The organism is Plantactinospora sp. WMMC1484, assembly GCF_049315195.1.
GTDB lineage: Bacteria > Actinomycetota > Actinomycetes > Mycobacteriales > Micromonosporaceae > Plantactinospora.
In genome coordinates, this window is sequence record NZ_CP186055.1 from 4,293,541 (window position 1) to 4,307,131 (window position 13,591).

The 13,591-nt window shown below is 71.5% G+C and carries 12 protein-coding genes; all 12 read left to right on the forward strand.

Going from position 1 to position 13,591, the window contains the following annotated elements; genetic code table 11:
* The first annotated feature begins 45 nt into the window (after positions 1–45).
* The 12 genes from ACN28C_RS18885 (at position 46) to ACN28C_RS18940 (ending at position 13,579) form a co-directional block, all read left to right on the forward strand.
* Positions 46–987 carry a sugar phosphate isomerase/epimerase family protein gene (locus tag ACN28C_RS18885; protein ID WP_422768863.1) on the forward strand — a complete coding sequence of 314 codons (942 nt, stop codon included), beginning with the start codon at positions 46–48 and terminating at the stop codon, positions 985–987.
* Positions 984–2,519: a xylulokinase gene (locus ACN28C_RS18890; RefSeq protein WP_422768864.1), complete on the forward strand. Its 1,536-nt coding sequence runs from the start codon at positions 984–986 to the stop codon at positions 2,517–2,519. Before ACN28C_RS18885 ends, ACN28C_RS18890 begins: the two co-directional genes overlap by 4 nt.
* Positions 2,516–3,703: a M20 family metallopeptidase gene (locus tag ACN28C_RS18895; RefSeq protein WP_422768865.1), complete on the forward strand. Its 1,188-nt coding sequence runs from the start codon at positions 2,516–2,518 to the stop codon at positions 3,701–3,703. Before ACN28C_RS18890 ends, ACN28C_RS18895 begins: the two co-directional genes overlap by 4 nt.
* Entirely contained in the window at positions 3,700–4,578 is an 879-nt protein-coding gene (locus tag ACN28C_RS18900) for an IclR family transcriptional regulator (RefSeq protein ID WP_422768866.1), read from the forward strand. The genes ACN28C_RS18895 and ACN28C_RS18900 overlap by 4 nt, the downstream gene beginning before the upstream one ends.
* Positions 4,575–5,816 (forward strand): pyridoxal-phosphate dependent enzyme, encoded by a 1,242-nt coding sequence (locus tag ACN28C_RS18905; RefSeq protein ID WP_422768867.1) that lies wholly within the window; start codon positions 4,575–4,577, stop codon positions 5,814–5,816. Before ACN28C_RS18900 ends, ACN28C_RS18905 begins: the two co-directional genes overlap by 4 nt.
* Positions 5,813–6,850, forward strand: a complete 1,038-nt coding sequence (locus tag ACN28C_RS18910) for a Gfo/Idh/MocA family oxidoreductase (RefSeq protein ID WP_422768868.1) — start codon at positions 5,813–5,815, stop codon at positions 6,848–6,850. The genes ACN28C_RS18905 and ACN28C_RS18910 overlap by 4 nt, the downstream gene beginning before the upstream one ends.
* Positions 6,851–7,312: 462 nt before the next feature.
* The gene (locus tag ACN28C_RS18915; protein WP_422768869.1) at positions 7,313–8,839 is read left to right on the forward strand and encodes a flavin-containing monooxygenase; all 1,527 of its coding nucleotides are present in this window, start codon (positions 7,313–7,315) and stop codon (positions 8,837–8,839) included.
* A gap of 191 nt (positions 8,840–9,030) precedes the next feature.
* Positions 9,031–10,215: an ABC transporter substrate-binding protein gene (locus ACN28C_RS18920; RefSeq protein ID WP_422768870.1), complete on the forward strand. Its 1,185-nt coding sequence runs from the start codon at positions 9,031–9,033 to the stop codon at positions 10,213–10,215.
* Positions 10,203–11,096, forward strand: coding sequence for a branched-chain amino acid ABC transporter permease (locus ACN28C_RS18925; protein ID WP_422768871.1), 894 nt, complete (start codon positions 10,203–10,205; stop codon positions 11,094–11,096). The genes ACN28C_RS18920 and ACN28C_RS18925 overlap by 13 nt, the downstream gene beginning before the upstream one ends.
* Entirely contained in the window at positions 11,093–12,172 is a 1,080-nt protein-coding gene (locus ACN28C_RS18930) for a branched-chain amino acid ABC transporter permease (RefSeq protein WP_422768872.1), read from the forward strand. The genes ACN28C_RS18925 and ACN28C_RS18930 overlap by 4 nt, the downstream gene beginning before the upstream one ends.
* Before the next feature lie 19 nt (positions 12,173–12,191).
* Complete coding sequence (locus tag ACN28C_RS18935) at positions 12,192–12,887, forward strand: ABC transporter ATP-binding protein (RefSeq protein ID WP_422768873.1); 696 nt, start codon at positions 12,192–12,194, stop codon at positions 12,885–12,887.
* Complete coding sequence (locus ACN28C_RS18940) at positions 12,884–13,579, forward strand: ABC transporter ATP-binding protein (RefSeq protein WP_422768874.1); 696 nt, start codon at positions 12,884–12,886, stop codon at positions 13,577–13,579. The genes ACN28C_RS18935 and ACN28C_RS18940 overlap by 4 nt, the downstream gene beginning before the upstream one ends.
* The last annotated feature ends 12 nt before the right edge of the window (positions 13,580–13,591 follow it).

Here is a 13,591-nt window from a genome sequence, read left to right on the forward strand (position 1 = left end):
CGCCTGGCGCCAGCGCGTCGTACATCTCTCGGAAGGAGACCCACGGTGAAGATCAGTTTCGAGGTCTGGCCGAACATGCCCTGGGGCCGGCTGGAGGCGGCCGGCCCGGCCTGGAACTCCTGGGGCGACAAGCCCGCGACCTGGTGCGTGGAGCAGACCGCGAAGTACGGCTACGACGGCGTCGACTTCATCTTCGCGAAGCTGCTGGAGGCGCCGAAGGCCGAGTACGACAAGCAGCTGCGGGACGTTCGTGCCACGGCGGAGCGGGTCGGCATCGACATCGGCTACCTCGGCCACCACACCACCTTCGTCAGCCCCCGGGAGTTCGACCGGGAGCGCGGCATCGAGTCGTTCAAGAAGGCGCTGGACGCGGCGGCGGTGCTCGGTGCGAAGTCGGTCTGCACGCTTATCGGCGACGGCTACTACGACCCGCCGCTGAACGTGCTGCTGTCCCGCAGGGACGCCTGGCGGCAGTGCCGGGAGGCGATCACCGAGGTCGCCGCGCACGCCTCGACGCTGGGGCTCAACGTCAGCATCGAGCTGTTGCAGGGCACCATCCTCAACCGGGTCGAGCTGATCGAGCGGATGTTCGACGAGGTCGGCGCGAGCAACCTGCGGATGACGATGGACACCGGCGCCTTCTACGTCGCGGTGAAGCCGTTCATGAACGTCAGGCAGGCGATCAGGCGGCTCGGCCCGTACATCGACATCGTGCAGATCAAGGACGAGGTGGGGTTGCCGACGATCGTGCACAGCAACCACATCTGGTTCGGTGGCGGGCTTGTCGACTTCCGGGAGACGTACGAGGCGCTCGCGGAGATCAACTTCGACGGGTACGTCAGCGTCGAGTGGGAGGGCTGGCAGGTCGGCGGCAACATCGGCGTCGGCGAGCCGGCCGGGGTGGGACTCGCCGACTTCGACCGGGTCGCCGAGGAGTCCCTGGAATACCTGGCCGAGTTCGGTTTCGTCCCCCGGCGCAGCCGTTGACCCCCGCCACACCGCAGCCGTCGACCGGGTCGGGTGGCCCGCTGCTGGTCGGCGTCGACCTCGGTACCACCGGCGTGAAGGTGGTGGTGGTCGACGCGGGCAGCGGCACCACGGTGGCCCGGTCCTACCGCGACTACCCCTCCGACACCCGACCGGGACGGCACGAGCAGGATCCGGCCGACTGGTGGCGCGCGGCGGCCGGTGCGGTGCGGGAGGCCCTCACCGGCCTCGACCCCGGCGCGGTGGCCGGGGTCGGGCTGAGCGGCCACATGCACGCCGTGGCCCTCTACGACGACCGGGACCGCCCGGTGCGGCCGGCGATGACCTGGGCGGACCGGCGGGCCGTGACCGAGGTACGGGAGCTGCGCGAGCACGCCGACCTCTTCGGCGAGCTGACCGGCAACCCGGTGGTGGAGGCGTTCACCGCTCCCAGGCTCGCCTGGCTGGTCCGGCACGAACCCGAGGCGGTACGCCGGGCGGTGCGGCTGGTCCAGCCCAAGGACGTGCTGCGGCACCACCTCACCGGCGACTGGGGCACCGACCCGAGCGACGCCGCCGGCACGCTGCTGTACGACGTACGCCGGCAGCGGTGGGAGCCGCGGCTCTGGGCGTACTGCGGCGCCGACGAGCGGCTCGCGCCCCCGGTGCGGGGCTCGGCCGAGGTCGTCGGGGCGGTCCGGCCCGAGGCGGCCGAGGCGACCGGGCTGCGCGCCGGCACCCCGGTGGTGGCCGGTGGCGGTGACGTCTCCTGTGCGGCACTCGGCGCCGGGGCGGTCACCCGGGGGCGGGTCTACGTGAACGTCGGCACCGCCGCGCAGATCGTCACCCCGGTCGCCGAGCCACGGGCCGGGGTCGGCCGGTTCGTCTTCGCCCGGGCCGGTGAGGATGGCTTCCTCGGCATGGTCTCCTCGTACGCTGCCGGGCTGGCGATCCGCTGGGCCGAGCGGAACCTGCTCGCCGGTGACGCCGGGCAGGTGCCGGACGGCATGGCGGACCGGCTCGCCCGGGGCAGCGCACCCGGCGCGGGCGGGGTGACCTTCCTGCCGTACCTGCTCGGCGCCAGCGCCCCGGTGCACGATCCGGCGGTCCGGGCCGCGCTGCTCGGCGTCGGGCCGGAACACGGACCCGCCGAGATCGCCCGCGCCGCGCTGGAAGGCGTCGCCTACGCCTGCACGGCGGCGGTACGGCAACTCCTCGGCGACCCGGGCGAGGCGACCGAGATCCGGGTCGGTGGCGGGGTGACCCGCTCGGAGGTGTGGTGCGAGGCGTTCGCCGCCGGCTTCGACACGCCGGTGCGGCGGCTGCGCCAGGACGCCTCACCGCGCGGCGCCGTCGCGCTGGCGGGGATCGGCGCCGGGGTCTGGCCGGACGTCGCCGCCGCCTGCGCGGCCCTGGACGACAGCGAGGCGCTCACCGTCCCGGACGGGCGCCGGGCCGGCTACCGACGGGCCCACGAACGCCACACCGCCGCCTCGGCGGCGCTCGCCGGGCTGCACCGCGAACCGGCCTTCTCCACCGGGAGCGCGGGATGACCGGGCGGATCGACCCGGACGCGGTGCTGGCGGAGGCCGGTCGCCTGATCGCGATCGAGGGCCACCAGGACCATCCCGGCCAGGAGCGCGAGGTCGCCGAGTACGTCGCCGACCGGCTGCGGGGCAGCGGGGCCGACGTCGAACTCCAACCGGTGCCGGACGACCGGCTCAACGTGGTCGCCCGGGTACGGGGTGGGCGGCCCGGCCCGACGCTGATGCTCAACGCACATCTGGACACCGTGCCGCCGTACGGCATGCCGGCCGCGTTGCGGCCCAGGGTCGCCGACGGACGGCTGTGGGGGAGGGGCGCCGTCGACATGAAGGGCGCCCTGGCGGCGATGATCGCCGTCGTCGACCTGCTCGCCGCGCCGGACGTCACCTTCGACGGCGAACTGCTGCTGACCGCGGTGGCCGGCGAGGAGAACGGCAGCCCCGGGATGCGGGCGCTGGTCGAGGCCGGCGTCCGCGCCGACTTCGCGATCGTGGGCGAGCCGACGATGCTGCGCGTCGGCCGGGCGCACAAGGGAGCGATGTGGGCAGAGGCGACGTTCCACGGGGTCGCCACGCACGGCAGCGTGCCGCAGGACGGCGTCAACGCGGTCTACCACGCGGCGCGGTTCGTCACCGCGATCGAGCGGGAGCTGGTCCCCGCGCTCGACCGGCGCCGGCACCCGCTGCTCGGCCCGGCGACCGTCAACGTCGGCGTGGTGGCCGGCGGTGACCGCCCGCCGATGGTCCCGGCGTCCTGTGTGGTCCAGCTCGACCGCCGGTGGCTGCCGTCGGAACGACACGACGAGGTGTTGGCCGAGCTGCGCGCGGTCGTGGCGGAGCTGCGCCGGGCGGATCCGCGGCTGGACGCGACGGTCGAGGAGATGCCCGGTACCGCGACCTTCGTGCACGCCCCGCTCGACTGCCCGCCCGACGACCCGTACCTGCGGATGCTCTGCGCCGTCGCGGCGGACCCCGAGCCCGTCGGGCTGCAGTTCTGGACCGACGGTGCCCTGCTCGCCGCCGCCGGTACCCCGGCGGCGGTCTGCGGGCCGGGCGACATCGCCCAGGCGCACTCGCTGCGGGAATGGGTCCTCGTCGATCAACTTGGCCGGGCGGCCGACGTCTATCGTGCTATGGCGGAGCGGATGCTGTCGGTGCGCCCGCCGGAGACCGGGGCCGAGGTGGGGAAATGAAGATGGCCAACAACGAGCGGAAGCCCGACGGGCTACGGGCGGTCGAGCGGACCGTCGCGGTGCTCCGGGCCCTCGCCGAGAGCCCGGCGGGCGCCTCGCTGACCGAGCTCGTCAAGGCCACCGAGATCCCGGCGACCACCCTGCACCGGATGCTCGGGGTGCTGCGCGGGACGGCGCTGGTCCGCGAGACGGCCGACGGCCGGTACGCGCTGGCCGCCGGCACGATGACGCTCGCCCGCTCCTACCTCGACGGACTCGACCTGCGCCAGGAGGCGCTGGCGGTCATGCGGCCGCTCTCGGCGCAGACCGGCGAGACCTGCCACCTCGGCGTGCTCGCCCTGGTGCACATCGTCTACATCGAAAAGATCGACAGCCCTTCCCCGGTGCGGATGCACAGCCGGGTCGGCCAGACCAACCCCGCGCTGACCACCGCGATCGGTCGGGCCATCCTGGCCCACTCACCGGCGCACGTCGTCGACGAGGTGACCGAGGCGCACCGGCGGCTCTCCGGCGACCCCGTGAGCCGCGCCGGGATCGACGCGCTGCTGGCCGGCGTGCGGGCCGACGGCTACGCCCGGGACATCCAGGAGAGCGAACTCGGCATCTGCTGCGTCGCGGCCCCGGTCTTCGACCACGCCGGCCACGTCGTCGCCGGGCTGGGCATCTCGGCACCGGCCACCCGGTTCGACGACGAGGCCGCCGGCCGGCTCGGCCCGCAGGTCCGGGCGGCCGCCGTGGAGCTCTCCGGCCAGCTGGGCTGGAGCGGTGCGCCCGCGCGCGACACCGCCGGATCGACGGCCGGCCCGGGGAGCCGGACGCCGATGCCGCGACCGGAACCGGCCGGGCCGCACTCCGTACCGACGGCGGCACCATGAGAGAGTTCACCGCCCGATGTGTCCGGTGCCGGCACCGCACCGGCTTTCCCGGCTACCGCTGCCCGGCCTGCGGGTCGCCGCTGGCGCTGGAGCTGGCCCCGGTCTCCGCCGCGGACTGCCGGCCGACCCCGCAGGCCGGACTGTGGCGGTACGCCGGGCTGCTGCCCCGGACCGGACACGCCGTCACCCTCGGCGAGGGCACGACGCCGCTGCTGCCGATGGCGCCGCCGCGGCACGACGGCGCCGACGACCACGTCAACGTTCACTCCGACGTCCACACGGACGTCCACATCAAGCTGGAGTCGCTCAACCCGTCGCTCTCGTTCAAGGACCGGGCGATGGCGCTGGCCGCGTCCGCCGCGCTCGACCGAGGGCTGGACGGCCTCGTCCTGGCGTCGACCGGCAACGCCGCCGTGTCGGCCGCCGCCTACGCCGCCGCCGCGGGTCTGCGCTGCCGGGTGTTCTGTGCCACCGGCTCCAGGGCGGACGCGAAGGTGGAGACCGCCCGGGCGCACGGTGCGGAGGTGGAGTTGGTCGACGGTGACTACAGCGACGCGTACGCCGCCGCGACCCGTGCCGAGGGGGAGAGCTGGCTCAACGTCACCACGACGTACCGGAACCCGCTGCTGACCGAGGCGTACCGGCCGATCGCGGCGGAACTCGTCGAGGACCTCGGCGCCGTACCCGACGTCGTGGTCGTACCGGTCGGGGCGGGCCCGCTGCTGCGCGGTATCTGGCTGGGCTTCACCGACCTGCGGGACGCGGGCCTGACGACCAGCCTGCCCCGGATGGTCGGCGTGCAGGCCCAGGCGTGTGCGCCGCTGGTCCGGGCCTGGAACGCGGCGGACTGGGAGTCGTCGCTGCGCGAACCCGTCGCGGTCGGCCCGACCGCCGCTACCGCCATCGCCGACGCGCTGCGCGGCTACGAGGACGAGGGGCTGTTGACCCTGGCCGCCACCCGGGACAGCGGGGGCGCGGTCGTCGCCGTCGACGAGCCGGCCATCACCGCGGCGGGCCGCGATCTGGCCCGTCGTGGGGTGTTCGTGGAACCCGCGGCAGCCGCCGCCGTGGCGGCCCTGCGCATCTCCGCCGTGCCGGCCCCGCACACCTCCGCCGTCCCGTCGCGCTGGCGCGCCGTCGCCGTGCTCACCGGGCACGGTGCCAAGGAGCCCTCCGCCCTGGCGGTCCTGGCCGGGCAGGGCGCGGAGGAACCGCCGATTCCCGGGAGGAACGCATGACCGGACCGACCGTCGCCGTCGCCGGGGTGGGCCGGTTCGGCGCCCTGCACGCCCGGGTCTGGGCCGAGGCCGGTGCCCGGATCGTCGGCCTGGCGGACCCGGACACCGCCCGGCTCGCCGAGATGGCGGAGGCGCACCGGGTCGGCGAGACCGACACCGATCTCGCCGCACTGCTCGACCGGGTCCACCCGGACGTCGTGGTGATCGCCTCGGACGAGGCGTCCCACGCCGGGCTGGGCCTGACCGCCCTGGCGGCCGGCAGCCACGTCTTCGTCGAGAAGCCGCTCGCCCTCTCGTCCGCCGACGCGTGGCGGATCGCGGAAACCGCTGCCGCGCACCGGCGCCAGGTCGTGGTGGGCCACATCTCCCGGTTCACCGCCCCGATGGCCCGGATGCGCGCCGGCGTCGAACGGGGCGCCGTCGGCACCCTGTGCGCACTGCGGCTGCGCCGCGACTTCAGCCGCGCCTGGTTCCTCAGCTTCGGCGACCGGGTGCATCCGGTATGGGAGTCCTGCATCCACGACATCGACCTGGCCATCTCGTTCGCCCGTGCCCCGGTGCGCCGGGTCGTGGCGATGTGCAGCGGCGCCGCCGGTGACGCGGCGCCCAGCGTGGTCAGCGCCCTGCTCGAGTTCGACAACGGGGTGACCGCGACCGTGGAGTCCGCCTGGCTGGTGCCGGCGAGCGCGCCGGGCACCCTGGACGACGGTCCGTTGAGCCTGGACGGCGCCATCGTCGGCGAGGTCGAGGTGCTGGGCCTGGACGGGATGCTCAAGCAGCGACTGGTCAGCGATTCTCTGGTGGAGTGGACCCCGGCAGGGGTCCGGGTCCCGGACCTGTCGTTGTGGCCGGAGGAGGACGGCGTGGTCGGCGGGGCGCTGCGCCGCGAGGTCGGGTACGCCCTCGCGGTGGTCGCCGGTCGGCGCGGCCCCGACGTGATGCCGGTCGAGGAGGCGTGCTGGGGCGTCGCGGCGGCCGAGGCGGTCGTCGGGTCCCTGCGCACCGGCGCCCCGGTGGAGCCGGCGCGGCGATGACCGGCTTGTCGCGCGGCCCCGGTTGTCGCGCGGCCCCCGTTGTCGCGCGGCCCCCGTTGTCACGCGGCCCCGGGCACTGCCGTCATTCGACACACTCCGTAACGCCTCGGTCGGCTGGCACCACGCCGAAGGCGCGACCGCCATCGCCGGGTCGCCCGACGCGCGAACCTAGCGCCCAGGTGTCCTCATCGATGCCGTGACCAGCAGTATCCGGACTTCTCGACGGCCCTGGACGCGGAGCGTCCGGGGCGCTGCCGGATGGCTATCGAGCTCTCTTGACATACCGTCCGACGGTCATACAATGTGGCGAAGCGTGAGCCCGACCACACCAACGCCGTCCGCACCCGTCCCGGGCCGTGACTGGCTTCGACGCCGAAGGGACCGGCCAATGCCGTTGAGAGTCTGCGCGGACCAGCCGCACGACATCGATCGCCCGGCCCTGGCCGCAGGGCGGTGTGTCCGATGACCGGCGACCGACGCCGCGACGATATCCGCATCGCCATCGTCGGCGGAGGCTTCGGCGGCATCGGGTCGGCGGTGAAGCTGAAGACGGCAGGTTTCACCAACATCCGGATCTACGAGAAGGAGGAGGGCGCCGGCGGCACGTGGCGGGTCAACACCTACCCGGGCTGTGAGGTCGACATCCCGTCCCACAGCTACTCCTTCTCGTTCATGGGCTGGGACTGGACCCGGACCCACGCCCGGCAGCCGGAGCTCATGGCCTACACGGAGGCGATCCTGGATCGCTTCGACCTGCGCCCGCACTTCACGTTCGGCACGTCGGTCGAGCTCGTCGAGTGGCAGGAGGACAGCTCCACCTACCTGGTGCACACCAGTGACGGGGCGAGCGCCGAGTACGACGTGGTGGTCACCGCCGTGGGCTTCCTGAGCGTCCCGAAGTATCCGGACTGGCCCGGGCTGGACTCGTTCGAAGGTCCCAGGTTCCACACGGCGCGCTGGGACCACTCGGTGGATCTCCGTGGCAAGCGCGTGGCGGTGGTCGGCACGGGGTCGACCGCGGCCCAGGTGGTCCCCGAGGTCGCCACGATCGCCGAACACGTGCACGTGTTCCAGCGTGAGCCCGGGTGGATCAACGCCAAGAACGACCGGGACTTCTCGCCGTTCGAGCGCAGCCTCTACCACCTGCCCCTGGCGGCCAGGCTGCACCGCCTGAAAATCTTCTACGACTACTACAAGCGCTTCGGAAGCTTCGACGTCGAGTCCCGCGCGCAGGCGAAGACCCGGGCCAGGTCCGTGGACTTCATCCGCAGCGCCATTCCGGACGAGCAGCTCGCCGCGAAGGTCACCCCAAACTACCCGTGGGGGTGCAAGCGGCCGGTCCTCAGCGACAGCTTCTATCCCGCGCTGATGCGGGACAACGTCACGCTCGTCGCCGCTCCCGTCGTCCGGGCGACGAGCAACGGCGTCGTCGACGCGGCCGGCACCGAGCACGAGGTCGACGTGCTCGTGATGAGCACCGGATTCCGCACCACCGACTATCTGGACACCGTCGAGGTGCGAGGTCGTGGCGGCGTGGAGCTGCACGACTACTGGGCGGGCCGTCCGCGCGCCTACCTGGGCGTGACGGTGCCGCGCTTTCCCAACCTGTTCCTCATCTACGGCCCGAACACGAACGGCGGTGGATCGATCATCGCGCAGCAGGAGCGACAGGCGGAGGTCATGGTCTGGGCCTTGAAGAAGCTCGTGCGGCGGGGCGCCACGACCGTCGACACGACTCCGGAGGCGCTGGACCGGTGGATCCGGTGGGTCGACCAGAAGCTCGCGACCGACGCCAGCGCGATGGAGGCCGGCTGCACGAACTACTACCACTCGGGATCGGGAGCGAACGCCACCCAGTGGCCCGGTACCCATCTGCGGTACTTCGTCATGACGAAGCTGTGGCGGGGCCGGGGAATCACCTTCTCGCCGCCGGCTGCCGCCGGTCGCCGTGAGCCGGCGGCCCCGGCGCGGATCACGAGCCGCGACTGACGGGGCCGGCCGACTGGGCGGCGGCGGTCCGAAAGTCACACCCGCGAAACCGAAGAACCACACACCACACCCGACAGTGCCCCCACCGGAGGCGTCGAGCCTAACCAGGAGTAGCAATGAACCCTCGAATGAACCGTCCCCAGCTCTCGCGTCGACAGATTTTCAAGGGATCCGCAGGCGTACTCGGAATGATGGCTCTGCCAAGCGTGCTCTCCGCGTGCGGGAGCGACGACGGTGGGTCGGGCTCGGACGGAGACCCGATCCGGGTCGCGGTCACCTCCGCGACCTCCGGAGCGCTGGCGATCTACGGACGTGCGGTCCTGGACATGGCGCCCTTCGCCGCCAAATACCTCAACGACGCCGGTGGCGCCAACGGGCGCAGGATCGAGCTCAAGATCTATCCGAACAACGGGGAGACCGCCGACGCGATCCGTGCGGTCGAGAGCGCGGTGCGCCAGGACGGGTTCGAGATCCTGACCGGCTACTTCTCGTCGGCCCAGTCGGCGGCCATCCAGGAGTCGCTCGACCGCCTGGGGCTGCTGTTCATCGATCCGGACGCCCAGGCCGACGGTCTCACCGCCGCCACCTGCAATCCGCTCTACTTCCGCACGGTGCCCAGTGTGAGCATGAACCTGAACACGCTCGCCGACGGCGTGCGGGGCCTGGGGATCACGAGCTGGAGTGCGTTGTGCTCGGACTACGCGTTCGGTCACGACGCGTACGACGCGTTCAAGCGCCTCGCCGAGAGCCAGCCCGGCACGACGGTTGCGCCGGGGCACTTCCCGCCGCTCACCCACGCCGACTACGGGTCCTACATCTCCCAGCTTCTCGACGAGGGGACCAAGGGACTCTTCACCGGCGTCGCCGGTGCCGACGCCATCACCTTCTTCAAGCAGGCGAGCCAGTACGGGGTACTCGACCACTTCGACGCCATCGTCGGGGTCAACAGCTTCGACGTGCTGGTCTTCGACGCCATCGGTGACGCCGGCCTCGGACTCTACGGTGTGCCGGGCTACGATCCCGCGCTCGACAACGAGCGCAACAGGAAGTTTGTCGAGGCGTTCAAGAAGGAATTCGGGCGCGAGCCGTTCTATATCGAGGCGAACACGTTCGTGGCACTGGAGATGTTGCTGGCCGCCGTCGCCGAGTCGGACTCCACCGAACCGGCGACCCTGGCAGAGCAACTGACCGGCTTCAGCACAGACACGATCATGGGCAACGTCGAACTGCGGGCGGAGGACCACCAGATCCAGCGGGAGAACTGGTTCGGTCAGATCGTACGCGACGAGGCCACCGGCGGGATCAAGTGGGACATCACCGCGGTCGTCGACCGAGAGAAGGTCTCCATTCCCGTATCTCCCGATTGCACGATGTAGCGAACTATCACCCAAGCGAGGGTCATTCAATGGCAATTCAGCTCCTGAACGCGCTCGCCTATGGCTCGCTGCTGCTCATCCTCGCACTCGGCCTCGCGATGATCTTCGGGCTCGGCGGCGTGTTCAACTTCGGTCACGGTGCGCTGTACATGTTCAGCGCCTACACCGCCTACTCGCTCAGCTCGGCGGTCTCGTTCTGGCTCGCGTTGGTGACGGTCCCGGCCGTGCTGGCGCTGGTCGGCTTTCTGGTGGACAAGGGCGCGTTCAGGTTCCTGCGGAGCCGGGACCCGATCGAGTTGGCCATCATCACCTACGGCGGTGCGCTGGTCATCGAGAACGTCGTCGTCATTCTGTGGGGGACCCAGCCGAAGGCGCTGGATCCCCCGGCACCCTTCGACAGCTCCGTCAGCGTGCTGGGCGACGCCTACCCGTCGTACCGGTTGTTCATCATCGTCTTCAGTCTCGCCGTGGCGATAGGTATCGCGTCCTGGCTGCGTTATTCGAAGATGGGCCTCCACGTCCGGGCCGCGAGCCGTGATCTGGAGATGACCGGTGTCGCCGGGGTCAACACCGACAGGCTCAACGCCGTGGTCGCCGCCGTGAGCTTCGGCCTGGCGGGCGTGGCCGGGGTGCTGGTCGCTCCCTACGCCACGGTCAGCATCGACATGGGCGCGAGAATCCTGGTCATCGCGCTGATCGTCACCACCGTCGGCGGGCTGGGAAGCATCGGCGGAGCGGCGATCGCGGCCATCGCTCTCGGCCTCATCCAGGTGATCGGCGACGTGAACCTCCCGGGCTGGTCCGCGCTCACGCCGTACGTGGTGATGATCGTCGTGCTGATCGTCCATCCGCGCGGCATCGCAGGAAGGATCGAGACATGACCGTGACGTCGGACGGCGCGATGGAGCGACGTACCAGGGCGGAAGAGGTGTCCGGCGGCGGCGACCGCCGACCGGGCAGGCCGCGCATCCGGCCGAGGTGGGCGGTGAACGTCGGTCTGGTGGCGATCGGCTTCCTCGTTCCACTTGTCGTGACCGGTCCGTACCAGCGCCATCTGCTGGTCAATGCCGCGATCCTGGGGGTCTTCGGGCTGAGCGTGGCGTTCCTGATCCGGCGTCTCGGCATGGTCAGCCTGGGGCACGCACTCTATTTCGGCGGCGCGGCGTACGCCTTCGGCGCGCTCAGCACGCACGCGGAGTTCGAGATCATCCCCGCGCTGTTGCTGGCCCTCGGTGCGGTGGTCACCGTCGCGCTCGCGGTGGGAAGCCTGCTCGTACGGTCGCGGGGCATCGCCTTCACCATGCTCACCCTGGCGTTCGGCCAGTTCGCCTTCACGCTCGCCGGGCTCACGCAGACACGCTCGGTCACCGGCGGCGACGACGGGTTGCCGGTACGCATGAACGGCACGCTCTTCGGCCTCACCGTCCGGGACTTCTCCGACCCGGTGACCATGTGGATGATCTGTTGGGCGGTGGTGACGGTGGCTCTCGTCGCCCTGGGGCTCGTCGGACGCTCCCGCTTCGGAAAGCTTCTGGACGCGATCCGGGAGAACGAGGAGCGGGTCAGGTTCAACGGCTCCAACACCTACCTTCCGGTGCTGGCCGCCTACGTCGTATCGGCGTTGCTCGCCGGCGTCGCGGGCGTGCTCTTCGCGTTCTACAACTCCTTTCTCTCCCTCGACGTCCTCGCCTGGACCACCTCGGGCAACGCCCTGATCGTCTCCTTCATCGGCGGCTGCTGGGTGGCGACCGGGCCGCTCTGGGGGGCACTCATCTACACCGTCGGCAACGCGATGCTCGTCTCGGGCGGCCGGACCGAGTGGCAGCTCTACGTCGGAGTCGCGGTCATCGTCGTCATGGTCTTCGCCAAGGCCGGCGTGGTCGGCTCGCTACAGGCGCAGTGGCTTCGACACCGAGAACGCCGTCGACCGCCGGTCGACCTGGCCGGGACGAACTGAGGGCGGTGAGGAAGAGTTGGTGCTCACGGTTCGCGACGTCACGGTCCGGTTCAAGGGTGTGACGGCGCTCGAAGACGTCGGGCTTGATCTCCAGCGCGGCCGCGTCCACGGGGTGATCGGGCCGAACGGTGCCGGCAAGTCGACATTCGTCGACGTGGTCTCCGGTCGTCGGCGCGGCGGCAAGGCGTCGATCGTGTACGAGGGGAAGAACGTGGCCGGACGATCGGTCACCTGGCGCCGCCGCCACGGCATCGCACGGTCGTTCCAGCGCACGAGCGTCTTTCCCGACCTCACCGTCCGGGCCCACTTCGAGCTGGTCGGCCGCACGCTGCGGGACGACAGCGTCGACGAGCTCGTCGTCGCCCTGGGGCTGGAGCCGCTGCTCGACCGCAAGTGCGGAGAGGTCTCGTACGGAGACCAACGGCGGGTCGACATCGGCATGGCGCTCGTGGGCCGGCCGGCGGTGCTTCTGGCGGACGAGCCGGGGGCGGGGCTGTCCCGCTCGCAGAGCCTGGAGCTGGCCCGCTTCATCCGGCAACTGGCCCAGGAGCGCGACATGGCGGTGCTCTACATCGAGCACGACGTGGACGCGGTCTTCGAGGTCTGCGACGACATCACGGTGCTCAACCTGGGCCGTGTCCTGATGTCCGGGTCTCCCGCGCAGGTGCGGCAGGACCGCGGTGTCCGAGACGCCTATCTGGGGAGGGAAGAATGAGCGAGGTGCTGACCCTCGACAGGGTGTCGGCCTTCTACGGGCCGGCCCAGGTCCTCCGGGACGTCTCGCTGTCGATCGAGAGCGGCGAGGCGGTCGCCCTGGTCGGACGGAACGGTGCCGGCAAGTCCACGCTCGCGATGTCGTTGTACGGCATCCCTCGCGTCGAGGGCTCGATCGTCGTCGACGGTGAGCCGCTCAAGCCCACCCGCGCCTACCACGCGTCCCGGGCCGGCATCGCGCTCTGTCCCCAGGGCCGGCGCATCCTCTCCAACCTGAGCGTCGAGGAGAACCTCCTGCTCGGCGCCGCGCACGCGCGGCCGGGCCGGTGGGACCTCCGGTCCGTCTACGCGCTCTTTCCGATCCTCGCCGAGCGGGCGCGCTACAACGGCCATGCGCTCAGCGGCGGACAGCAGCAGATGCTCGCCATCGGCCGGGCGCTGATGTCCAACCCCCGGGTGCTCGTGCTGGACGAGCCGGCGGAGGGCCTCTCCCCGGTCGCGATCGACGAGGTCATCGACGCGCTCGCCTCGATCGGCGAGACAGGGACGGCGCTCTTCCTGATCGAGCAGAACCTGAGGCTCGTCTCGCGGCTGGCGAGCCGCTACGTGGCCCTGGTCAAGGGCGAGGTCGTGGGAACGGGAGAGGTGACGGGCGAGTCGATCGAGGAGCTCAGGAGCACCGTGGGCGTCTGACCACGGTCGCCG

Coding starts and splice junctions, on each gene's coding strand:
- ACN28C_RS18920 (WP_422768870.1), top strand. CDS start 9,031: ATGGCTCTGCCAAGCGTGCTCTCCGCGTGCGGGAGCGACGACGGTGGG.
- ACN28C_RS18910 (WP_422768868.1), top strand. CDS start 5,813: ATGACCGGACCGACCGTCGCCGTCGCCGGGGTGGGCCGGTTCGGCGCC.
- ACN28C_RS18905 (WP_422768867.1), top strand. CDS start 4,575: ATGAGAGAGTTCACCGCCCGATGTGTCCGGTGCCGGCACCGCACCGGC.
- ACN28C_RS18900 (WP_422768866.1), top strand. CDS start 3,700: ATGAAGATGGCCAACAACGAGCGGAAGCCCGACGGGCTACGGGCGGTC.
- ACN28C_RS18895 (WP_422768865.1), top strand. CDS start 2,516: ATGACCGGGCGGATCGACCCGGACGCGGTGCTGGCGGAGGCCGGTCGC.
- ACN28C_RS18915 (WP_422768869.1), top strand. CDS start 7,313: ATGACCGGCGACCGACGCCGCGACGATATCCGCATCGCCATCGTCGGC.
- ACN28C_RS18930 (WP_422768872.1), top strand. CDS start 11,093: ATGACCGTGACGTCGGACGGCGCGATGGAGCGACGTACCAGGGCGGAA.
- ACN28C_RS18940 (WP_422768874.1), top strand. CDS start 12,884: ATGAGCGAGGTGCTGACCCTCGACAGGGTGTCGGCCTTCTACGGGCCG.